General features: G+C 61.1%; 20 protein-coding genes. 12 read left to right on the forward strand and 8 right to left on the reverse strand.

What is annotated here, in order from left to right:
- Positions 1–14 precede the first annotated feature (14 nt).
- The 5 genes from ACEN8R_RS10050 (at position 15) to ACEN8R_RS10070 (ending at position 6,055) form a co-directional block, all read left to right on the forward strand.
- Positions 15–1,358, forward strand: a complete 1,344-nt coding sequence (locus tag ACEN8R_RS10050) for an MmgE/PrpD family protein (protein WP_018929137.1) — start codon at positions 15–17, stop codon at positions 1,356–1,358.
- A 55-nt stretch (positions 1,359–1,413) separates the two neighbouring features.
- Positions 1,414–2,592, forward strand: coding sequence for an MFS transporter (locus tag ACEN8R_RS10055; protein ID WP_495624822.1), 1,179 nt, complete (start codon positions 1,414–1,416; stop codon positions 2,590–2,592).
- Between the two features lie 160 nt (positions 2,593–2,752).
- Positions 2,753–3,448 carry an HPP family protein gene (locus ACEN8R_RS10060; RefSeq protein ID WP_026286646.1) on the forward strand — a complete coding sequence of 232 codons (696 nt, stop codon included), beginning with the start codon at positions 2,753–2,755 and terminating at the stop codon, positions 3,446–3,448.
- Positions 3,449–3,793: 345 nt separating this feature from the next.
- The gene (locus ACEN8R_RS10065) at positions 3,794–4,900 is read left to right on the forward strand and encodes an enoyl-CoA hydratase/isomerase family protein (protein WP_026286645.1); all 1,107 of its coding nucleotides are present in this window, start codon (positions 3,794–3,796) and stop codon (positions 4,898–4,900) included.
- Positions 4,901–4,903: 3 nt separating this feature from the next.
- On the forward strand, positions 4,904–6,055 hold the full coding sequence (locus tag ACEN8R_RS10070) for an acyl-CoA dehydrogenase family protein (RefSeq protein ID WP_018929133.1): 1,152 nt from the start codon (positions 4,904–4,906) through the stop codon (positions 6,053–6,055).
- A gap of 108 nt (positions 6,056–6,163) precedes the next feature.
- Here ACEN8R_RS10070 and ACEN8R_RS10075 read toward each other — a convergent pair whose 3' ends face one another.
- The 6 genes from ACEN8R_RS10075 to ACEN8R_RS10100 form a co-directional block, all read right to left on the reverse strand.
- The gene (locus tag ACEN8R_RS10075) at positions 6,164–6,937 is read right to left on the reverse strand and encodes an enoyl-CoA hydratase (protein WP_019649661.1); all 774 of its coding nucleotides are present in this window, start codon (positions 6,935–6,937) and stop codon (positions 6,164–6,166) included.
- Between the two features lie 29 nt (positions 6,938–6,966).
- Entirely contained in the window at positions 6,967–8,094 is a 1,128-nt protein-coding gene (locus ACEN8R_RS10080) for an acyl-CoA dehydrogenase (RefSeq protein ID WP_019649660.1), read from the reverse strand.
- Between the two features lie 180 nt (positions 8,095–8,274).
- Positions 8,275–9,468 (reverse strand): acetyl-CoA C-acyltransferase, encoded by a 1,194-nt coding sequence (locus ACEN8R_RS10085; RefSeq protein WP_018929130.1) that lies wholly within the window; start codon positions 9,466–9,468, stop codon positions 8,275–8,277.
- A gap of 12 nt (positions 9,469–9,480) precedes the next feature.
- Positions 9,481–10,242 (reverse strand): SDR family NAD(P)-dependent oxidoreductase, encoded by a 762-nt coding sequence (locus ACEN8R_RS10090; RefSeq protein ID WP_018929129.1) that lies wholly within the window; start codon positions 10,240–10,242, stop codon positions 9,481–9,483.
- A 16-nt stretch (positions 10,243–10,258) separates the two neighbouring features.
- Positions 10,259–11,923, reverse strand: a complete 1,665-nt coding sequence (locus tag ACEN8R_RS10095; RefSeq protein WP_018929128.1) for an AMP-binding protein — start codon at positions 11,921–11,923, stop codon at positions 10,259–10,261.
- A gap of 168 nt (positions 11,924–12,091) precedes the next feature.
- Complete coding sequence (locus ACEN8R_RS10100) at positions 12,092–13,108, reverse strand: AraC family transcriptional regulator (protein WP_018929127.1); 1,017 nt, start codon at positions 13,106–13,108, stop codon at positions 12,092–12,094.
- Between the two features lie 274 nt (positions 13,109–13,382).
- Here ACEN8R_RS10100 and efeU point away from each other — a divergent pair, with 274 nt between their 5' ends.
- Genes efeU through efeO (ACEN8R_RS10120) form a run of 4 tightly spaced genes read left to right on the forward strand, consistent with a single transcriptional unit; the run spans position 13,383 to position 17,598 of the window.
- A complete protein-coding gene (gene efeU, locus ACEN8R_RS10105; RefSeq protein ID WP_086944321.1) occupies positions 13,383–14,222 on the forward strand; it encodes an iron uptake transporter permease EfeU in 840 nt (279 codons plus the stop codon).
- 8 nt (positions 14,223–14,230) lie between these two features.
- Positions 14,231–15,430, forward strand: a complete 1,200-nt coding sequence (gene efeO / locus ACEN8R_RS10110) for an iron uptake system protein EfeO (protein WP_495624823.1) — start codon at positions 14,231–14,233, stop codon at positions 15,428–15,430.
- 18 nt (positions 15,431–15,448) lie between these two features.
- Complete coding sequence (efeB, locus tag ACEN8R_RS10115; protein WP_495624824.1) at positions 15,449–16,747, forward strand: iron uptake transporter deferrochelatase/peroxidase subunit; 1,299 nt, start codon at positions 15,449–15,451, stop codon at positions 16,745–16,747.
- Between the two features lie 26 nt (positions 16,748–16,773).
- Positions 16,774–17,598 carry an iron uptake system protein EfeO gene (gene efeO / locus ACEN8R_RS10120; RefSeq protein ID WP_111453294.1) on the forward strand — a complete coding sequence of 275 codons (825 nt, stop codon included), beginning with the start codon at positions 16,774–16,776 and terminating at the stop codon, positions 17,596–17,598.
- A gap of 89 nt (positions 17,599–17,687) precedes the next feature.
- On the opposite strand, the gene pssA is transcribed toward efeO (ACEN8R_RS10120), so the two are convergent.
- Positions 17,688–19,031 (reverse strand): CDP-diacylglycerol--serine O-phosphatidyltransferase, encoded by a 1,344-nt coding sequence (pssA, locus tag ACEN8R_RS10125; RefSeq protein WP_018929122.1) that lies wholly within the window; start codon positions 19,029–19,031, stop codon positions 17,688–17,690.
- A gap of 228 nt (positions 19,032–19,259) precedes the next feature.
- Between pssA and ACEN8R_RS10130 the strand changes: the two genes are divergently transcribed.
- From ACEN8R_RS10130 to ACEN8R_RS10140, 3 genes are all read left to right on the forward strand, one after another.
- Entirely contained in the window at positions 19,260–19,823 is a 564-nt protein-coding gene (locus ACEN8R_RS10130; RefSeq protein ID WP_086944324.1) for a TetR/AcrR family transcriptional regulator, read from the forward strand.
- Between the two features lie 56 nt (positions 19,824–19,879).
- Positions 19,880–20,356, forward strand: a complete 477-nt coding sequence (locus ACEN8R_RS10135; RefSeq protein WP_018929120.1) for a nuclear transport factor 2 family protein — start codon at positions 19,880–19,882, stop codon at positions 20,354–20,356.
- A 133-nt stretch (positions 20,357–20,489) separates the two neighbouring features.
- Entirely contained in the window at positions 20,490–21,269 is a 780-nt protein-coding gene (locus ACEN8R_RS10140) for a TSUP family transporter (protein WP_018929119.1), read from the forward strand.
- Here ACEN8R_RS10140 and nudC read toward each other — a convergent pair.
- On the reverse strand, positions 21,237–22,067 hold the full coding sequence (nudC, locus tag ACEN8R_RS10145) for an NAD(+) diphosphatase (RefSeq protein WP_018929118.1): 831 nt from the start codon (positions 22,065–22,067) through the stop codon (positions 21,237–21,239). The genes ACEN8R_RS10140 and nudC overlap by 33 nt on opposite strands.
- Positions 22,068–22,071: the final 4 nt, after the last annotated feature.

Raw genomic sequence — 22,071 nt, forward strand, 5'->3', positions numbered from 1 at the left:
ATCAGGATGGGGTTATGCGAATGGCGCGGCTGGCGCAGTTCTGCGTCGATACCCGTTTCGAAGAGTTACCTGCCGCGTTGGTGGAGCAAGCCAAGCGACACATTCTCGACACCTTCGGCGCAGCCCTGGCCGGAGCCGGCAGCGATGTCGCCAGACAGGCGCGTCAGGTGTTCAAGGGAGAAGCCGGCAGCACGTTGGTCTGGGGCACCGGTCAGCGAGTCGGCGCGGCGCAAGCCGCCATGCTCAACGGCATCGCCGCGCATGCCCTGGAGCTGGACGATACCGGCGGCTGCGACCATTCCGGCGCGGTGGTGCTGCCGGCGGTGATGGCGGCGCTGTCGATGTCAACGAAGCCAGTAGACGGCCGCGAACTGATCACTGCCGTGGTGATCGGCTACGAAATCGGCCGTCGGGTGCTCGAAGCCTGCGGCAGTTACTCGGCCCATAACGGCGCCGGTTGGCACTCCACGGCGACGTGCGGAGTGTTTGGCGCGGCGGCGGCCAGTGCACGGATTCTGGGGCTGGATGCGCAACAAACCTTATCGGCACTGGGCATCGCCGGCAGCTTCAGTGGTGGTCTGTGGGCGTTTATCCATGACGGCTCGCAAAGCAAAAGACTCCACAGCGGACGCGCCGCCGAAGGTGGATTGCTGGCCGCGCGGTTTGCTCAACAAGGCATCACCGGCCCGACAAAACTGTTCGATGACGTCTGGGGCGGTTTCCTCAAGACCCTCGCGGCGGACACCGCCGCGCCCGAGGCGTTGGACGCCGAACTGGGCCACGTATGGAAACTCGCGCGCTGCTCGATCAAGCCCTATGCGGCTTGCCGTGGGACCCATTCGGCGATCGACGCATTGGGCCTGTTGCTCGATCAATTGCAGGTCAGCGCCGAGCAGGTCGAGGACGTTCAGGTATCGCTGTGCGGATTCCTTCAAGACATGTGCGGTGGCCAGGACGTCAGCACGTTGCCGGCGGCGCAGATGAGCCTGCGTTATGCCCTGGCGGCCCGGCTGCTCCATGGGCATTGCCGATTGGAAGCCTACGACGATGAACAGCGCCGCCACCCGCGGATTGCGCACTGGATGTCGCGTATTCGCCTTGAAGTCGACCCGCAACTGTCCGAGGATGGCGAGCCTGTCGTCAGCGTGCGGACCGTGGACGGTCGGCAAGCAAGCCTGTGCGTTGAGGTGCCGTTGGGCGCGCCGGGCAATCCGCTGAGTGATGCGGCGCTGGAGGAGAAATTCTTCAGCCTGGCCGAGCGGGTGATACCGCTACAGCAGGCAAAAGAGCTGCTGGAGCAGTTGTGGCGGCTGGAAGAACTGGAGTCGGTTCGGGCGCTTGATCGGTGGCTGAGTTGAGCCTGGCGTTGCGCGTCGAACACCACAGAATCTGAATAAGGACATTTGCCCCACCGTGGCCACTTACTCCCTCGTTATCCGCCGGCTGATGATCTGCTCGCTGACCATCGTCGTCAGTCGCGCCATCACCAGCCCGTTGCTCACGCTGTTCCTGAGCACCAAGCTCGGCCTCAACCAACAGGACGTCGGCCTGCTGCTCGGGATTGCGGTGTTCATCGCCACCCTGCTCGCGCTCTATGGTGGTTACATCATCGACCGCCTCGAAAAGCGTCGGCTGTTGATCCTGGCCATGCTCTCCAGTGCCATCGGCTTCGTGCTGCTGACCTTTGCCGAAAACCTCTACCTGACCACCGCGACCCTGGTGATCACCGAAACCGCCTCGGCGCTGTTTCTGATCGGGTCCAAGGCGATTCTCAGCGACAACCTGCCCATGGGCCAACGCGCCAAGGCTTTTTCGCTGCGCTACACCCTGACCAACATCGGCTACACCACCGGCCCGATGCTCGGCGTGGTGATCGCCGGCGTGTACCCGATTGCCCCGTTCCTGATCGCCGGCGGCATCGCGTTCTTCAGCATTTTCCTGATGAGCGGGATTCCCAAAGACCCGGCCCAGGTACCCGCCATCGGTCAGCCGCAAAACTTTCTCAAGACCCTGGTCACCCTGAAAAACGACCGCACGCTGATCATGTTCACCTGCGGCTGCCTGCTCAGCACCGTGGTCCACGGGCGTTTTACCTTGTACCTGTCGCAATACCTGCTGGTGACCCACGACTCCAAACGAGCGCTGGAAACCATGGCCGCCCTGCTCGCCTGCAACGCCATCAGCGTGATCCTGCTGCAATACCAGATCGGCCGGTTTCTCAAACGCGAACAACTGCGTTACTGGATTGTCGGCGGCAGCAGCCTGTTCATCCTCGGCTTGATCGGTTTCAGCCTGGCCGACAGCCTGGTGAGCTGGTGCATCGCAATGTTCATTTTCACCCTCGGCGAAATGATCATTTACCCGGCCGAATTCCTCTTCGTCGACACCCTGGCCCCGGAAGAGCTGCGCGGCAGCTACTACGGCGCACAGAACCTCGCAGCCCTCGGTGGTGCGCTGAGCCCGGTGATCTGCGGCTTCTTGCTGATGCACACACCCGCGCCCACCATGTTCTACGCCCTGAGCGCGTTGACGGCGATGGGCGGTTTTCTCTGTTTCATGAGCGGTCGACGCGTCGCGATACTGCAAAAATAATGCATTGAAGCTGCATTAATATGAATTTGTCAGTATCGGTAATGACCGGCACACTGTGCGCCGTTCCTCCCCCAATAGTTGGAACCACTTCAAGGGCTTTCCGGGTATCCGGACAAGCCTTTTTTTTGCCCTGGTTTTTGTCAAAGGATCGATGTTCGTCATGCTCGCTCACTGGTTGCCCGCCGCCATCAACACCCGCCCCTCCGAATGGAGCCGTGCCGCCATCGGCATGGCCATGGGGACGATGTTCAGTGTCTGGTTGTGCGGCCAGGTGTTCGGCATCGACGTGGCGCTGCATCTGATAGGTCCGTTGGGCGCGTCGGCGGTATTACTGTTCGCCGTGTCCTCAGGTGCGCTGGCCCAGCCGTGGTCGATTCTTGGCGGTTACCTTTGCGCGGGGGTGATCTCGCTGCTGGTCGCTCACGTACTCGGCCGCACCCTCGGCAGCGCCTGCCTCGCGGCGGGCATGGCGCTGATTCTGATGTGCTGGCTGCGTTGCCTGCACCCACCCGCCGGGGCGCTGGCGCTGCTGATGGTGCTGGCAGACCCGGCGACCATCGCCATGGACTGGAAAGCCCTCGGCCCGGTAATGCTCAGCGGTTCGACGATGCTGCTCAGCGCGTTGGCGTACAACAACTTCACGCGCATTCGTTACCCCAAACGTCCCGCCGAACCGGCCCCGCTAATGCCCGCGGCCGACAGCCAGGCGATCACCGCCGAAGATCTGCGACGGGCACTCGCCGACATGGAGGCCTTCTACGACGTCACCCCTGAAGACCTCGAGCAGTTGATTCATGCCAGTGAATTGCATGCCAAGCGGCGCAGTATCGGTGAAGTGCTGAGCAGCAGAACCTGAAGGCATCTTTGTGGCGAGGGGGCTTGCCCCCGTTGGGTCGCGAAGCGGCCCCAAAACCTGCTAACGAATTTTTCCAGGCATAGCTCATTGCCCTTATCTGCGGCTGCTGCGCAGTCGAACGGGACGGTGCGGCGATCCGACAAGCCCCCTCGCCACAAATTCAAGGTTGATTCAAAACGGAGTCAGGCTGCCGAAGGCTGCGATCTTTTGATTTTGCACTAAGGTAAAAATGCAGAAAGAACCTGCACGTATCTCGGTTGTACAGGGCAAATTTGCACTGTTACGATCCTGCATCGCTCGCGCGCGAGCTTCTCTATAAAGAACAATAAAAGCAGGGAGTTAGTGATGACTGCTCAGGTTTCATCCCCGGGGACACCGTCCATGGATGCCACGCAAAACGAAGTGTTGGCCGAGGTTCGCAATCACATCGGTCACCTGACCCTCAACCGCCCCGCCGGCCTCAACGCCATTACCCTGGACATGGTCCGCAGCCTGCAACAGCAACTCGATGCCTGGGCACAGGATCCGCAGGTGCATGCGGTGGTGTTGCGCGGTGCTGGCGAGAAAGCCTTCTGCGCCGGCGGCGATATCCGCTCGCTGTACGACAGCTTCAAAAGCGGCGACACGCTGCACGAAGATTTCTTCGTCGAGGAATACGCCCTCGACCTCACGATCCATCACTACCGCAAACCGGTCCTGGCCTTGATGGACGGCTTTGTCCTGGGCGGTGGCATGGGGCTGGTGCAAGGCGCCGATTTGCGGGTGGTCACCGAGCGTAGCCGTCTGGCGATGCCGGAAGTGGCCATCGGTTATTTCCCGGACGTCGGCGGCAGCTACTTCCTGCCGCGCATTCCCGGTGAGCTGGGCATCTATCTCGGCGTCAGCGGGGTGCAGATCCGCGCCGCCGATGCGCTCTATTGCGGCCTGGCCGACTGGTATCTGGAGAGCGCCAGCCTGGGCGAGCTGGACGAGCGACTCGACCATCTGGAATGGCACGACACCCCGCTCAAGGACCTGCAAGGCGCGCTGGCGAAACTCGCCGTGCAGCAACTGCCGGTAGCGCCGCTGGCGGCGCTGCGGCCGGTCATCGACCACTTCTTCGCCCTGCCCGATGTGCCGAGTATGGTGGAACAACTGCGTGCAGTGACCGTCGCCGACAGCCATGAGTGGGCCATGGCCACCGCCGACTTGCTGGAAAGCCGTTCACCGCTGGCCATGGGCGTGACCCTGGAAATGCTGCGGCGCGGTCGGCACCTGAGCCTGGAACAGTGCTTCGCCCTCGAACTGCACCTGGATCGCCAGTGGTTCGAACGTGGCGACCTGATCGAAGGCGTGCGCGCCTTGCTGATCGACAAAGACAAGAACCCGCGCTGGAACCCGCCGACCTTACAGGCGCTGGACGCCGAGCACGTCGCGAGTTTTTTCACCGGGTTTGACCAGAGCGGGAGCTGAGCCATGCACGATATCGAATTGAGCGAAGAACAAGTGATGATCCGCGACATGGCCCGGGATTTTGCCCGCGGCGAAATCGCGCCCCACGCACAAGCCTGGGAAAAGGCCGGCTGGATCGATGACGGTCTGGTGGCAAAGATGGGGGAACTGGGGCTGCTGGGCATGGTGGTGCCCGAGGAATGGGGCGGCACCTATGTCGACTACGTGGCCTACGCGCTGGCGGTGGAAGAGATTTCCGCCGGTGACGGCGCCACCGGCGCGCTGATGAGCATCCACAACTCTGTCGGCTGCGGGCCGGTGCTGAACTACGGCACCGAAGAGCAAAAACAGCAATGGCTGCCGGACCTCGCCAGCGGCCAGGCCATCGGTTGCTTCTGCCTGACCGAACCGCAAGCCGGTTCCGAAGCCCATAACCTGCGCACCCGCGCCGAACTGCGCGACGGCCAGTGGGTGATCAACGGCGCCAAGCAATTCGTCAGCAACGGCAAACGGGCGAAGCTGGCAATCGTTTTCGCCGTGACTGATCCGGAGTTGGGCAAGCGTGGCATCTCGGCATTCCTGGTGCCGACCGAAACAGCGGGGTTCATCGTCGACCGCAGTGAACACAAGATGGGCATCCGCGCTTCCGACACCTGCGCCGTCACCCTGAACAACTGCACCGTCCCTGAAGCCAATTTGCTGGGTGAACGCGGCAAAGGCCTGGCCATCGCCCTCTCCAACCTCGAAGGCGGCCGCATCGGCATCGCTGCGCAAGCCCTGGGCATCGCCCGTGCGGCGTTCGAAGCGGCGCTGGCTTACGCGCGGGATCGGGTGCAGTTCGACAAGCCGATCATCGAACACCAGAGCATCGCCAATATGCTGGCCGACATGCAGACCCGACTGAACGCCGCGCGCCTGTTGATCCTGCACGCCGCGCGCTTGCGCAGTGCCGGCAAGCCGTGTCTGTCGGAGGCTTCACAGGCCAAGCTGTTTGCTTCGGAGATTGCGGAGAAAGTCTGCTCGTCGGCGATTCAGATTCATGGCGGGTATGGGTATCTGGAGGACTACCCGGTGGAGCGTTACTACCGGGATGCGCGGATCACGCAGATTTATGAAGGGTCGAGCGAGATACAGCGGATGGTGATTGCCCGGGAACTCAAGAACTACCTGATCTAAAAAGCTTCGCGGGCAAGCCTCGCTCCTACAGGGGAATGCATATCCTCTGTAGGCGCGAGCGGTGCGGCGATCCGACTTGCCCGCGAAGACGTCCGTGAGGACGCTACATCACTTGCCTTGGAATTCGGCCTCACGCTTGGCAATAAATGCCGCCATCCCTTCTTTCTGATCCTGTGTGGCAAACGCCGCATGGAATACCCGGCGTTCAAAACGCACGCCTTCCGACAGGCTGACTTCAAAGGCGCGGTTGACGCTTTCCTTGATCATCATCGCAATCGGCAGTGATTTCTTCGCAATCAGCGCCGCGACTTTCAGCGCTTCGTCCACCAGATCATCCGCCGGCACGATGCGCGCCACGATCCCGCAACGCTCGGCTTCCACCGCATCGATCAAGCGCCCGCTCAAGCACATTTCCATGGCCTTGGCCTTGCCCACGGCGCGGGTCAGGCGCTGGGTGCCGCCCATGCCCGGCAATACGCCGAGGTTGATTTCCGGTTGGCCGAATTTTGCATTGTCGCCGGCCAGGATGAAGTCGCACATCAGCGCCAGTTCACAGCCACCGCCCAAGGCGAAACCGTTGACCGCGGCAATGATCGGCTTGCGGCGGTTAGCCACGCGATCGCTGTCGCTGAACAGATCATCGAGGTAGATCTGCGGGTAAGTCAGCTCGGCCATTTCCTTGATATCGGCACCGGCGGCGAAGGCTTTTTTCGAGCCGGTCAACACGATGCAACCGATGTTCGAATCGGCTTCCAGGCCATCGAGGGCGTGGTTCAGTTCACTGACGATTTGGGCATTCAACGCGTTCAAGGCTTGCGGACGGTTGAGGGTGATCAGGCCGACACGGCCGTGGGTTTCCAGCAAAATCGTTTCGTAGTTCAGCTCTTTATTGCTCACAGACGGACTCCTTCTCAAAGATTGCGCGAAATGACCATGCGCTGAATGTCGCTGGTGCCTTCGTAGATCTGGCACACCCGCACGTCGCGGTAGATACGCTCCAGCGGGAAGTCGTTCAGGTAACCGTAACCGCCAAGGGTTTGCAACGCCGAGGAACAAACCTTTTCGGCCATTTCCGAGGCGAACAGTTTTGCCATCGACGCTTCGACCAGCGCCGGTTTGCCGCTGTCGCGCAATGCCGCCGCGTAATGCACCATCTGCCGGGCCACGGCGATCTGGGTGGCCATGTCGGCCAGGCGGAACGCTACCGCCTGGTGCTCGATGATCGGCTTGCCGAAGCTCTCGCGTTCGCGGGCGTAGTCGCGGGCCGCTTCGAATGCGGCGCGGGCCATGCCCACCGATTGCGAGGCGATGCCGACACGTCCGCCTTCGAGGTTGGCCAGGGCGATCTTGTAACCTTCGCCCTCCTCACCCAGTCGATTGGCCACCGGCACTTTCACATCCTCGAAGAGGATCTGGCAGGTATCGGAGGCATGTTGACCGAGCTTGTCTTCGACCCGCGCGACTTTATAGCCCGGCGAATCGGTGGGCACGATCAGCGCGGTGATCCCGCGTTTGCCGGCACTCGGGTCAGTCACCGCAAACACAATCACCACCCCGGCGTTTTGCCCGGAAGTGATGAACTGCTTGCAGCCGTTGAGCACGTAGTGATCGCCTTCCAGCCGGGCACGGGTTTTCAGGCTGCTGGCATCGGAGCCGGCTTGCGGTTCGGTCAGCGCAAACGCACCGAGCATCGCGCCGCCGGCCAGCGGTTTGAGGAAACGTTCTTTCTGGTCGTCGTTGCCGAACTTGAGGATCGGCACGCAACCCACCGAGTTGTGCACGCTCATGATGGTCGAGCAGGCGCCGTCGCCGGCAGCGATTTCTTCCAGGGCCATGGCGTAAGCCAGGTATCCGGTGTCACAACCGCCCCACTGCTCCGGCACCAGCATGCCGAAGAAGCCCAGGTCAGCCATCTCGCTGATGGCTTCCTTGGGGAAGCGATGTTCGCGGTCCCATTCGGCGGCGAACGGTTTCAGCCGTTCCTGGGCAAACTGCCGGGCCGCGTCGCTGATCTGAAGTTGTTCGTCGTTGGGGATCATGCCAATTCCTTAAAAATCAAGTTGAAACGCAAGACCTGTGGGAGCGGGCTTGTGTGGCGAGGGAGCTTGCTCCCGTTCGACTGCGCAGCAGTCGCAAAGCTTTTGGGGCCGCTTCGCGACCCAGCGGGAGCAAGCTCCCTCGCCACATAAAACCCACACACAGGTTGCGCCTCATTAGCCTCAGTACAGGCATTCAACGGCCATGGCCGTCGCTTCGCCGCCACCGATGCAGATCGCTGCAACGCCACGTTTCAGGCCTTTCTGGCGCAGGGCCGAGAGCAAGGTCACGAGGATCCGCGCGCCGGACGCGCCAATCGGGTGGCCCAAGGCACAGGCACCGCCGTGGACGTTGATCTTCTCGTGGGAGATTTCCAGCTTGGTCATGGTCACCAGGCTCACCACGGCGAAGGCTTCGTTGACTTCGAACAACTCGACTTCATCCAGTGACCAGCCGGTTTTCTTCATCAATTTCTTGATCGCGCCCACCGGTGCCACCGGGAACAGCCCCGGGGTGTCGGCGAACGCCGCGTGGCCATGAATCACTGCCAGTGGTTTCAAGCCTTGTTTCTCGGCTTCGGAACGGCGCATCAGCACCAATGCCGCCGCGCCGTCGGAAATCGAACTGGAGTTGGCCGCCGTCACCGTGCCGCCCTCGCGGAACGCCGGTTTCAGCGAAGCGATCTTGTCCAGTTTGGCTTTCGGCGGTTGTTCGTCGTGGCTGATCAGCACTTGCTGTTTGCCGACCGTCACGGTGAGCGGCACGATCTCGGCGTTAAAACTACCTTCCTCGATCGCCTGTTGGGCGCGGGTGGTCGACGCGATGGCAAACGCGTCCTGATCTTCACGGCTGAAGCCATTGGTCTCGGCGCAATCCTCGGCAAAGGTGCCCATCAGGCGGCCCTTGTCGTAGGCGTCTTCGAGACCATCGAGGAACATGTGATCGAGCACCTGGCCATGGCCCATGCGGTAACCGCTGCGGGCGCGGTCCAGCAGGTACGGCGCGTTGGACATGCTTTCCATGCCGCCAGCGACCACCACGTCGGCGCTGCCGGCGATCAGCATGTCGTGGGCCAGGATCGTCGCTTCCATGCCCGAGCCGCACATTTTGTTCAGCGTCGTGCAGCGGGTCGATTTATCCAACCCGGCGCCCAGTGCCGCTTGCCGCGCCGGGGCCTGGCCGAGGCCGGCGGAGAGCACGCAGCCGAACAGCACTTCTTCGACGGATTCAGGGGCGATACCGGCGCGTTCGACCGCGGCACGAATCGCAGCAGCGCCCAGTTGCGGTGCGGTCAGGCTTTTCAGTTCGCCCTGGAAACCGCCCATCGGGGTGCGGACGGCGCTGACAATAACAATCGGATCGTTGGACAATGTCATGACAAATACTCCTTATTTAGCGGCCATGCGCAAGGCACCGTCGAGACGGATCACCTCGCCGTTGAGCATGCTGTTTTCTATGATATGCCTGGCCAACGCGGCGTACTCGCTCGGCTTGCCCAGGCGTGGCGGAAACGGCACCCCAGCGGCCAGTGAATCACGTACTTCCGGGGTCATGCCGGCCATCATCGGCGTTTCGAAAATGCCCGGTGCGATGGTCATCACGCGGATGCCGAAACGCGCCAGCTCACGGGCGGCAGGCAAGGTCAGGCTGGCAATCGCGCCTTTGGACGCCGAATACGCAGCCTGGCCAATCTGGCCGTCGAAGGCCGCCACCGAGGCGGTGTTGATGATCACCCCGCGCTCGCCGTCTGCATCGGCTTCAGTCTCGGCAATCGCCGCAGCAGCCAGGCGCAGCATATTGAAACTGCCGATCAGGTTGACGTTGATCACCTGGCTGAAACTGGCCAAGGCATGAGGGCCGGTCTTGCCGAGGATCTTCTCGCCACGCACGATGCCGGCGCAATTAACCAGGCCATTAAGGCCGCCAAACGCTTTGACCGTCGCCTGCACCGCCGCTTCGGCCGCCGCTTCATTGCTGATGTCGGCCACCACGCTTTGCGCGCCGAGACGTGCCGCCTGCGCCGCAACGGCTTCGGCGTTCATGTCCACCAACATCACCTTGGCGCCGGCCGCCACCAGCATTTCAGCAGTGGCGGCACCGAGCCCGGAAGCACCGCCGGTGACGAGAAAAACCTTGTTTTCGATCTGCATCATTGTTTCCTTGGATTCAAGCTGAAACGTTCTTCGCGGCGGCCTCTTGAGCCTTGGCGATTTCCTGGTTGCGCAAGATAAAGCGCTGCAATTTGCCGCTTGGGGTTTTCGGCAATTCGCTGACAAATTCGATTTCACGGGGGTACGAGTGCGCCGCCAGACGCTTGCGCACGTGTTGCCGCAGTTCTTCGGCCAGCGCAGGCTCGGCGCGGTATTGCGGGCTGAGCACGACGAAGGCTTTCACCAGTTCGGTGCGCTCCGGGTCGGGCTTGCCGATCACCGCCGCCTCGACCACCGCCGGGTGTTCGATCAGCGCGCTTTCCACGTCGAACGGGCCGACGCGGTAACCCGAGGTGGTAATCACGTCGTCGCTGCGGCCGACGAAGCTGATGCTGCCGTCCGGGTTCCACTCGACGGTGTCGCCGCTCAGGTAATAATTGCCGACGAACGCTTTGGTCGGTACGCCTTCGTAACCACCGAACCAGCACATCGGCGACTGGGTACGGTCAATGGCCAGGATTCCTGGCTGGCCAACGCCGAGTTCTTTGTATTCCTCATCCAGCACCACGATACGGTGGCCCGGCGAGGCAAAACCGGCGGCGCCCATGTGGATCGGATGTTCCAGGCCATGGTGATTGCACAGCACCATGCCCAGTTCGGTCTGGCCGTAATGGTCGTGAATCACCACGCCGAGGTTGTCGGCGAACCAGCGGATCACTTCCGGATTCAGCGGCTCGCCGGCGCTGCTGACGATGCGCAGCTTGCCCTTGATCGAACGGGCGAATTCATCGCCACCGGCAATCAGCAAGCGATAGGCGGTCGGTGAGCCAGTGAGGTTGGTAATCCCGTATTTGTTGATCACCCGGCAGGTGCTTTCGAGGGTGAACGGGCCATCGTAAAAGGTGATCGGATGCCCCATCGCCATCGGCCCGGTGACACCGAAATAAATACCGTAGGCCCAACCCGGATCGGCGACGTTCCAGAAGGCGTCCTCGGGGCGCAGGTCTACAGCGTCGCGGGTGTAACTCTGGAACGCAACGATGGCCTTGAGCGGCACCGACAGCGCTTTCGACGGGCCGGTGGTGCCCGAGGTGAACATCAGCAGGAACGGGTCTTCGCCGGTCAGCAATACCGGTTCGCAGATGCTGGAGTAGTTGGCCAGTTCCGCCCAGAAACTGAAATCACCCCGAACAATACCTTGGCCTTTCGCGCCGCCGACGGTGACGATGGTCGGGCAGTCGGCCACTTCAGCGAGTTTCGGGCGATTGACCGCATCGGTGACCACCACTTTGGCGCCGGAACTGTTCAGACGGTGTTCGATAGCTTTGGGGCCGAAGGCGGTGAACAGCGGCTGATAAACCGCCCCGATACGCCAGGCGGCAAACACGGTGATCAGCAATTCGAAGTTGCGGGGCAGCAGGCCTGCGACCTTGTCGCCCTTCTTCACGCCCTGGGCCACCAGAAAGTTGGCGAAACGCGCGGCCTTGTCCTGCAAGTCGCTGAAAGTATAGGTCGCGCTGCTACCGTCGCGGCCTTCCCAGAACAGCGCAATGCGCCCCGGCAAGGCATGCCGGTCGCAACACTCGACGCAGGCGTTGAGCGCTGTCAACGACCCTGTGAGCGCGGCATCGACGGTGTGCTGATAGTTGAACTGTGACGTAGCAGACAAGTAATCGCGCATTGCCAGAATCCCTCTGTATTTTTATTAGGTTGGGGGAACCGTAATCAACAGGGAAATACTCGCTCTGCGCGGGGAGCGGGACAATGGTCAAAGCTATCAAGTTGCGTGACTGGTTTGGCCAAGGTTCGAGGGCGTGCCCGCGATGGCGTCAGCCCCCCAGGATCCGGATCAGTCCGCCTCGTTAAGAATCAAACTCCGATAATGCCCAGGATTGGACCCCGACCATTTGCGAAACGCCTTGTAGAACGAGCTGGCATCGGCAAACCCCAAACGGGTAGCGATTTCAGCGAAGCTGATGGCCGGTTCGGCCAGCCAGACGATGGCCAGTTCCTTGCGCACGCTGTCCTTGAGCCCCTGATACGTCTGCCCTTCTTCGGCCAGGCGGCGGCGCAAAGTTGAAGCCGACATGCACAGTTGCTGCGCCAGCGCTTCGGTTTCCGGCCAGCACTCGGCGGGCAATTGCCGCAGATCGTGCTTGATCCGGCTGGCCAGGCTCTCGGGGTCGCGGTACTTGACCAGAATGTTCGCCGGTGCATGGGCCAGAAAGCGCTTGAGCTCTTCAGCGCTGCGCTTGATCGGCAAATCCAGGCAGTCGGCGGAGAAAATCATCCGCGTACGCGGCCGGTCGAATCGCAGGTTCTCGGAAAACATCACCCTATAGTCATCGCAAAAATCCGGCTCCGGGCAACGCAATTCAATGGCCAGGATCGGAATCCGTCGGCCCGCCAGCCAGCAAGCAACGCCGTGCACGATCATCCAGTAAGTGAAATAGGTGAAGGCGCGGCGTGGTTCTTCGTCGTCCTCCAGCAGGACGATTTCCGCCAGGCTTTGCTGGCGAACCAGTTGTGCGGGCAGGCGTTCGAGCATCAACGACAGAAAGCTCAGGCCCGAGGTCAGCCCGGCGGCCAGGCTTGGCTGAACCATGGAGCAGCGACAGAGAAACTCCAGGCTGCCGGACTTGAGCTTGCGTGGGTCCATGCCAAAAAACTCATCGTCCCCACGCCGGGCCAGCAAACGCCACAGGCGCGCATAGGCGGCGGCCGGGACACGCGCGTCGGTGCTGCCCAACAGCGCTGGATCGATGCCGACCTTGTTCAACACCTCTGCGGTGGCAGCGCCAGGGGCGCAACTTTGCAACAGTGCTTCACGCACCAGTTGAATGGCGATGGTGTCTTTTTCCGACATTGACCGGGGTGAGCCTTGTTCGTGTTTGAGTGGTGGGCATATTAGCGCACACCAAACCGATTCCGTAGGAGCGAGGCTTGCCCGCGAAGAACGATGACGCGGTTTCACCGACAGACCGAGTTGCCTGATTCGCGGGCAAGCCTCGCTCCTACGGGATGGTGGGATCTTCAGGGTTGTTCAGCTTAGGTTCAGGCAATTAGCAATAACTACCATATGAGAATAAGTTTCATCATGTTACAAATTAGCACCCTATCTAATTACTCCCCGGTGCTGAATGCTCGTTCCTTTTCTGATCATGCTGCGCGAAGGCATCGAAGCCGCGTTGATCGTTGGCATTATCGCCAGTTACCTCAAGCAGACCGGTCGCGGCCAATGGATGCCGGCAGTGTGGGTCGGTGTATTCCTCGCCGCCGCGCTGGCCCTGCTGGTCGGCGGTGGCCTGGAACTGATCAGTGCTGAATTCCCGCAAAAGCAGCAAGAGCTGTTTGAAGGTGTGGTCGGTTTGCTGGCCGTCGGCATTCTCAGCTCCATGGTGTTCTGGATGCGCAAGGTGGCGCGTTCGATCAAGCATTCGCTGCACGTTTCCCTCGATCAGGCGCTGACCGGTTCCAGGCATCAAGTGACCGCGCTGATCGCCATGGTGTTTTTCGCCGTCGCCCGGGAAGGCCTGGAAACGGTGTTCTTCCTGCTCGCCGTGTTCCAGCAAAGCGAAGGCCCGGCCGCACCGCTCGGCGCCCTGCTCGGCCTGGCCCTGGCGATCATCGTCGGCTTCCTGATCTACACCGGCAGCCTGCGCCTGAATCTCTCGGCGTTCTTGCGCTGGACCGGTCTGTTCATTCTGGTGGTAGCCGCCGGGATTCTCGCCAACTCGGTGCAAGCCCTGCATGAAGCCGGCGTGTGGAATCACCTGCAAACCGTGCTCTTCGACTTCAGCGCCACGCTGCCGATGGACGGCCCGCTGGGCTCGGTGCTGGCCGGCATGTTCGGCTACCAGGACGCGCCGACCGTCAGCACCCTCGGGGCGTATCTGCTTTATCTGTTGGTGGCGCTGGTGATGTTTTTTCTCCCGGCGGCCACGCCCGCGCAAACACCCTCCTCCGTTTCCAGCCAGTAAGGGCCTTCATGTCAACGCCAGTTCCTCCAGTGGCTTCCCCTCCCCGCGCCTTGCGCTGGGCGGTAGCCGGATCGGTGATCGTGATGATCGCCGCCGGTGGCCTGTTCTACTACGCCTCGAAAATGGCCGCCGCCAAGCGCCAGAGCAACCACGACCAAGTGCTGGTCACCCTTCACCCGCACAGCTGCGAACCGAATGCGTTGACGGTTCCGGCCGGTCGCACCAGTTTCCGTATCGTCAACCGCTCGGACCGTGCCGTCGAATGGGAAATTCTTGACGGCGTGCTGGTGGTCGAAGAGCGCGAGAACATCGCCCCTGACCTGAGCCAGGTGATCAACGCCAACCTGTTGCCCGGCGACTACACCATCACCTGCGGCTTGCTGAGCAACCCGCGCGGCACCTTGCATGTCACCCCGACCGCCGCGTCCGATGCGGCGACCAAGGCGCGTCCGTCGATGGTGGCGTTCATTGGCCCGCTGTCGGAATTTCGCGTGTACCTGAGCAGCCAGAGCACCGCATTGATCAAAGCCGTCGCCGCGCTTGAGCAAGCGATCGAGGCCGGCGACCTGAGCCAGGCACAAGCCTTGTATGTGCCGGCTCGTGCGGCCTATCAACGGTTGGCTCCAGCAGCCCAGCGCCTCGCGGAGCTGGACAACGCGATCAACGCCCGCGCCGATTACTTCGATAAGCGCGAGCAGGATCCGGGCTTCGTCGGCTTCCACCGCCTCGAATACGCGCTGTTCCAACAACGCAACCTCGACGGTCTGACGCCTGTTGCACAACGCCTGAGCATGGATGTCGCCAATCTCAAACAGCAACTGCTGGCCCAGTCGCTGCCACCGGAACAACTGGTGAGCATGCTGGTGCGCAACCTCAACAGCCTCGCCGAGGTACGCGCCAGCAGCGGCGAAGAAGAACGCTACAGCCACTCCGACCTGAACGGTTTCGCCGCCAACCTCGACGCGACCCGCAAAGTCGTCGACCTGTTGCGGCCATTGCTGAGCAAATCTGCCGCTGAACTACTGGCGAAAATCGACAGCGCGGTCACGGCCTTCGACGCCGAACTCAACGGTTTCAAGGTCAAGGATGGCTACGCCAGCTACGACACTGTCAGCGCCGAACAGCGCAAACGTATCGCCGACAAGGCCAAGGTTCTGGCCGATGCACTCGATGGAATCGATCCCGCCCTTGGCCTTTCCGGCCTGTAAGCAGAAGACCTCAGACAGATGAACGACTCAGAACAGTTTTCAGCACAACGCCGTCGTGTATTGATGGGTATGGGAGCCGCCGGTGTGGCGATAGCCGGTTCGGCCCTGAGTTGCCCGGTCATGGCCGCGACCCCGGCGCAAGTCACCGAAGCACCGAGCAGCGACAAGACCGAGGACCGCCACGCCTTCCACGGCCAGCACCAGACCGGCATCGTCACCCCGCGCCCAACATCCGGCATGCTGGTGTCGTTCGACGTACTGGCCAACGACCGCGCGGACCTGGAGCGGCTGTTTCGCACGCTCAACGAGCGTATCGCGTTCCTGATGCAAGGCGGTCCGGTGCCCCAGGTCGACCCCAAACTGCCGCCGCTGGATTCGGGGATTCTTGGCCCGGTGGTCACACCGGACAACCTGACCATCACCGTTTCGGTGGGCGAGTCGCTGTTCGACGAGCGCTTCGGTCTGGCCGGCGCCAAGCCCAAGCGGCTGGTCCGCATGGTCGGTTTCCCCAACGACGCACTGGAGGCCGACTGCTGCCACGGCGACCTTAGCCTGCAGTTCTGCTCCAACACCGCCGACACCAACATCCACGCCCTGCGCGACATCGTGAAAAACCTGCCGGACCTGTTGCTGGTGCGCTGGAAACAGGAAGGCAGCGTGCCGCCGCAAGCCCCGGCGAAACCCGGTGTGCCGGCGCAAAGCGCACGCAACTTCCTGGGTTTTCGCGACGGCTCGGCCAACCCTGATTCCAACGACGACAAGGCCATGGACCGTATTGTCTGGGTCCAGCCCGGCAGCGACGAACCGGCCTGGGCGGTCAACGGCAGCTACCAGGCGGTGCGGATCATCCGCAACTTCGTCGAGCGCTGGGACCGCACGCCGCTGCAAGAACAGCAAAGCATTATCGGCCGGGTCAAGAGCACCGGTGCACCGATGGATGGTGCGCATGAAACCCAAGTCCCGGATTACGCCAAAGACCCGGAAGGCAAGCTGACCAAACTCGACGCCCACATCCGCCTGGCCAACCCGCGCACCGCCGCAACCCAGGCCAATCTGATCCTGCGCCGGCCGTTCAACTACTCCAACGGCGTGAACAAGAACGGTCAGCTGGACATGGGTTTGCTGTTCATCTGTTACCAGGCGGATTTGCAAAAAGGCTTCATCACCGTGCAGACCCGACTCAATGGCGAGCCGTTGGAGGAATACCTGAAACCGGTTGGCGGCGGGTACTTCTTCACCCTGCCGGGTGTGACCGGCGACAAGGACTTCATCGGCCGCTCGCTGCTCAACGCCACACAACCCAAAGCCTCAGTCTGACCCTTACCACTCCACGGAACCGTCCCATGAAAAAGTCGCCCCTCGCGTTACTGCTGACCCTTGGTTTGCTCAACACCCCGTTTTCAGCTTTCGCGGCGACGGCGCCACTGGAGTTGGTGGGGCCGATCTCTGACTACAAGATCTACGTCACCGAACAACTGGATGAACTCGCCAGCCACACTCAGCAATTCACCGATGCAGTGAAAAAAGGCGACCTGGCCACCGCGAAAAAGCTCTACGCACCGACCCGCGTCTATTACGAGTCGATCGAACCGATTGCCGAGCTGTTCAGTGACCTCGATGCGTCCATCGACTCCCGGGTCGACGACCACGAAAAAGGCGTGAAGGCCGAAGACTTCACCGGTTTCCATCGCATCGAATATTCATTGTTTTCAGAGAGCAGCACCCAGGGTCTGGACAAGCTGGCTGACGGCTTGAACAAAGACGTGAAAGACCTGCAAACCCGCGTCGCCGGCCTGACCTTCCCACCGGAAAAAGTCGTCGGCGGCGCCGCTGCGCTGCTTGAAGAAGTGGCCGCCACCAAGATATCCGGCGAGGAAGATCGCTACAGCCACACCGACCTCTATGATTTCCAGGGCAACATCGACGGCGCGAAGAAAATCGTCGACCTGTTCCGTCCGCAGATCGAGAAGCAAGACGCGGCATTCATGGCCAAAGTCGACAAGAACTTCGCTACGGTGAACAAGACGTTAGCCAAGTACAAAACTACAGGGGGTGGTTTTGAAACGTATGACAAGGTGAAGGACAGCGACCGCAAAGCGCTGGTCGGGCCGGTGAATACCTTGGCTGAGGACTTGTCGATGTTGCGGGGGAAGTTGGGGTTGAACTGAATATCGGCGTTGTCTGTGAAAAGATCGCAGCCTTCGGCGGCGCCCACAGGCGCGGAGCTGCCGAAGGCTGCAATCTTTGCTTTTGAGCCCTACAAAATCCGATACAACAACCGCTCGATCCGCACCCGACTCACACGCTTGAGAAACCTGGCCACTCCCGCCGGGTAATCCGGTAGCGTTTGCAGATCCAGGTAACGCTCAATACGGCGGGTGTGCTGGAAAATCTCCGCCAGTTCCTTGCCACGCGGCTCCAGCAACTCGCCTTTCGGATCATCAATCAGCAACGCATTTTCCAGGTCGAGACGGAACGCCCGTGGATTGAGGTTGTTGCCGGTCAGCAAGGTGTAGCGCTGATCGATCCACATGCCCTTGAGATGATAGGTGTTGTCACCATCCTTCCACAGATGCAGGTTCAGCTTGCCGCTGTCGATGTTGCGCTGATGACGCTTGGCGAAACGTCGCAGGCTGATTTCGTAGAGGTATGGCAACGCCGCGATCACCTTGAACGGCTCGCTGGGCGGGATGTAGAAATCGTTGGCGGTCTTGTCGCCGACGATGATGTCGATCTTCACGCCGCGAGCCAGGGCCCGATTGATTTCCCGGGTCACCGCCAGCGGCAGGTTGAAGTACGGCGTGCAGATGGTCAGCTGATGCTGCGCACTGGCAATCAGCTCGCAGATCACCCGACTCAACGGGTTGTTCTTGCCCACACCGAGCAACGGACTGACCGATAAACCGCCCTTCGCCGTGCTGCCCGCCGTGGTGTCGTACGCCGCGTGCTTGAGACGGCTGCGCAGGTCGCCGATGTCATGGCGCAGACTGCGGGTGGTCGGCAGGTTCGGCAGGTCTAGGCGATGCACCGCTTTGGAGGTGATCAAACCGTGCTGGATCAGGTGATGCATCGAATCGGCCAGCGCCTGATTCTGCAGCAGGTGATAACGGTCGAAGCGGTACTTGTCGAATTTGTGCAGGTAAACGTTGTTCAGGCTCGCGCCGCTGTAGATCACGCAATCGTCGATCACGAAGCCTTTCAAATGCAGTACGCCGAACAGTTCGCGGGTCTGCACCGGCACGCCGTACACCGGCACTTCGCTTTCGTGGGTACGGGTGGTTTCCTGATACCAGGCTGAGTTGCCCGGTTGCTTGCCGGCACCGATCAAGCCGCGCTGGGCGCGCAGCCAGTCCACGACCACCACCACGTCCAGTTCCGGACGTGCCAGTTTGGCCGCGTGCAGCGCATCGAGGATTTCCTGGCCGGCCTCATCCTGTTGCAGGTACAGCGCAACGATATAGATACGCCGGGTCGCCTGAGCGATTTTTTCCAGCAGGCAACGACGGAACTCGGCAGCGCCAGAGAGGATGGTGACGGCATCGGCGGTCAGCGGAAAACTGCGCAATTTAGGCAGCAGAGAACGTTTGAAAAGCAACGGCATAGGGCTCGCAAAGGGTCGAATCCGAAGAGCCTGAGAGCTTACACCATGGATGGGTTTGGGTCTTGTTACTGTCTGTAAAGACCTCTTCGCGGGCAAGCCTCGCTCCTACGGTTTTTCGTCGTTTGGAACACAAATCCTGTAGGAGCGAGGCTTGCCCGCGAAGGCAATTTCATAGGCACTACAAATAACTACTTGACCATGAAGAACGATCATTCTACTGTTAGCCACATGAACGAAATCATTAGCAACGACACACGCGACATCATTCTGGATGTCACCGAAAAGTTGATCTACAAAAGTGGCATCGCTGCCACCGGCATGGATCTTCTGGTGAAAACCGCCGGCGTCTCCAGAAAAAGTATTTACCGCTACTTCGCCAACAAGGAGGAGCTTGTCGTCGCGGCCCTGCAACGCCGCGATGAGCGCTGGATGCACTGGTATCGGAGCGAAGTCGGCACGGCCCAAACCCCGGCCGAGCGGCTGCTCAACCTGTTTACCGTGCTCAAGGCCTGGTTCGTCTCCGAAGGCTTCCGCGGCTGCGCATTCATCAATACCAGCGGCGAAACCGGCGACCCGCAAGACCCGGTTCGCCTGGTCGCCAAAGACCACAAACAGAAACTGCTCGACTACGTGCGCGAGCTCTGTACCGAATATGGCGCAACAGACCCGGAGACGCTGGCCAGACAGCTGCTGATCCTGATCGACGGTGCCATTACCGTAGCGCTTGTGATGGGTGATCACAGTGCCGCCGATAATGCGCAATGCATGGCGCGAAAGTTATTGGACCTGTAACACTTTAAATAAGCCCGACAACTTGCTTGAACGTTAATTTGATAGGGAGACTTAATATGTCTACTGCCGAAGTTCGTCCGCCATTGCCGCCGTTTACCCGTGAATCGGCCATCGAAAAAGTTCGCCTGGCCGAAGATGGCTGGAACTCCCGTGACCCGGAACGGGTGTCTCTTGCCTACACCCTGGACACCCAGTGGCGTAACCGCGCCGAGTTCGCCCACAACCGCGAAGAAGCCAAAGCTTTCCTGACCCGCAAATGGGCCAAGGAACTGGACTACCGACTGATCAAGGAGCTCTGGGCCCATGGCGACAACCGCATCGCCGTGCGTTACGCCTACGAATGGCACGACGATTCAGGCAACTGGTTCCGTTCCTACGGCAACGAGAACTGGGAGTTCGACGAGAACGGCCTGATGTTCAACCGCTACGCCTGCATCAACGACCTGCCGATCAAGGAAAGCGAGCGCAAATTCCACTGGCCACTGGGTCGCCGGCCGGATGATCACCCAGGTCTCTCCGATCTAGGCCTGTAGACACAATCCCCCTGACCGATCGTTCCCGCGCTCCCGCTTGGGAACGATCGGCTGTACCCGGATAACTTTATGGGTAAGATACCGGCCTTTCCCCGCAGCCCTCTTCTGCGCCCTGCCGAATAAGCCCCATTCCATGCCTTTCGAACTCAGCGTTGACCCCACTACCCTGGCCGTTCTGGCTCTCGTCGCTTTCATTGCCGGTTTCATCGACGCCATCGCCGGTGGTGGCGGTCTGTTGACCACCCCGGCACTGCTGACCGCCGGCCTGCCGCCGCATCTGGTACTGGGCACCAACAAACTCAGTTCGACCTTTGGCTCGGCCACCGCCAGCTTCACCTTCTACCGCCGCAAGCTGTTCCATCCACGGCAGTGGATGCACGCCATCGTCGGCACGTTGGTTGGTGCGCTCAGCGGCGCCATCGTCGCTCATTATTTGCCGGCGGAATGGCTGAACAAGATGCTGCCGGTAATTGTGTTCGCCTGCGGCCTGTACCTGTTGTTCGGCGGCACACCGAAAGCGCCGCTGGACAGCGATGCACCGATCAAGAAAAAGTGGCAATCGAGTCAAGGCTTCAGCCTCGGTTTCTATGACGGCGTGGCCGGCCCGGGAACGGGGGCGTTCTGGACCGTCAGCAGCCTGCTGCTCTACCCCATCGACCTGGTCAAGGCCAGCGGCGTGGCGCGCAGCATGAACTTCGTCAGCAACATTGCGGCGCTGTCGGTGTTCATCTTTTCCGGGCAAGTGGACTGGATTATCGGCCTGAGCATGGGCCTGTCGGTGATGGTCGGCGCCTTCTTCGGCGCGCGCACCGCCATCAGCGGCGGTGCGAAATTCATTCGTCCGGTGTTCATTACGGTGGTGCTCGGCCTGACCGTGCGCCTAGCCTGGCAGCACTGGTTCAGCGTGGCCTAAGCGCCGCGCCACGTAGACGTCGATCAGGTAGCGGGCAATCGAGCGTGACGCCGGCAACGGCGGCAGCTCGTGCACGTTGAACCACTGGGCGTCTTCGATCTCGTCTTCCTGACAGACAATCTCGCCACCGGCGTACTCGGCATGAAAACCGAGCATCATCGAATGCGGGAACGGCCAGCACTGACTGCCCATGTACTGGATGTTCTTGACCTCGATCTGCACCTCTTCGCGAACCTCGCGAATCAGGCAATCTTCGGCCGACTCACCCGGCTCGGCAAACCCCGCCAACGTGCTGTAGACCCCGGTGACAAAACGCGGCGAACGGGCCAGCAGAACCTCGTCGCCACGGGTCACCAGCACAATCATGCTCGGCGAAATACGTGGGTAGCTGCGTAAATCGCATGGCTCGCAGTACATTGCCCGCTCGCGCGGCACCTGGATCATCGCCTGCCCGCAGTTGCCGCAAAAACGGTGCTCACGGGCCCAGGTACCGATTTGCGCGGCATAGCCCAGAACCTTGTAGACGGTGTGATCGCCCTCGAGCATGAACGCCCGCAGGCCTTTCCAGTTACAACCCGGCACGTCGCTGTGACTGCGCAATTCCAGCAGGTACACCGGTTCGCCATCCAGGTGACCGATGCCGTGCTCGGCAAGAACCGACAAGTCCTGACGCTTGAGCCATTCCCGTGGAAACAGGGCGCCATTGTCATCGAACAAAAAGCCTTCGGGGCTGCGCGCCACGGCCCAGCCGCCGGGTTGATCGGTGTCCAGTACTGCAGTGGTCCAGCGTGAAGTCATGGTT

The organism is Pseudomonas sp. Pseusp15, from assembly GCF_059492165.1.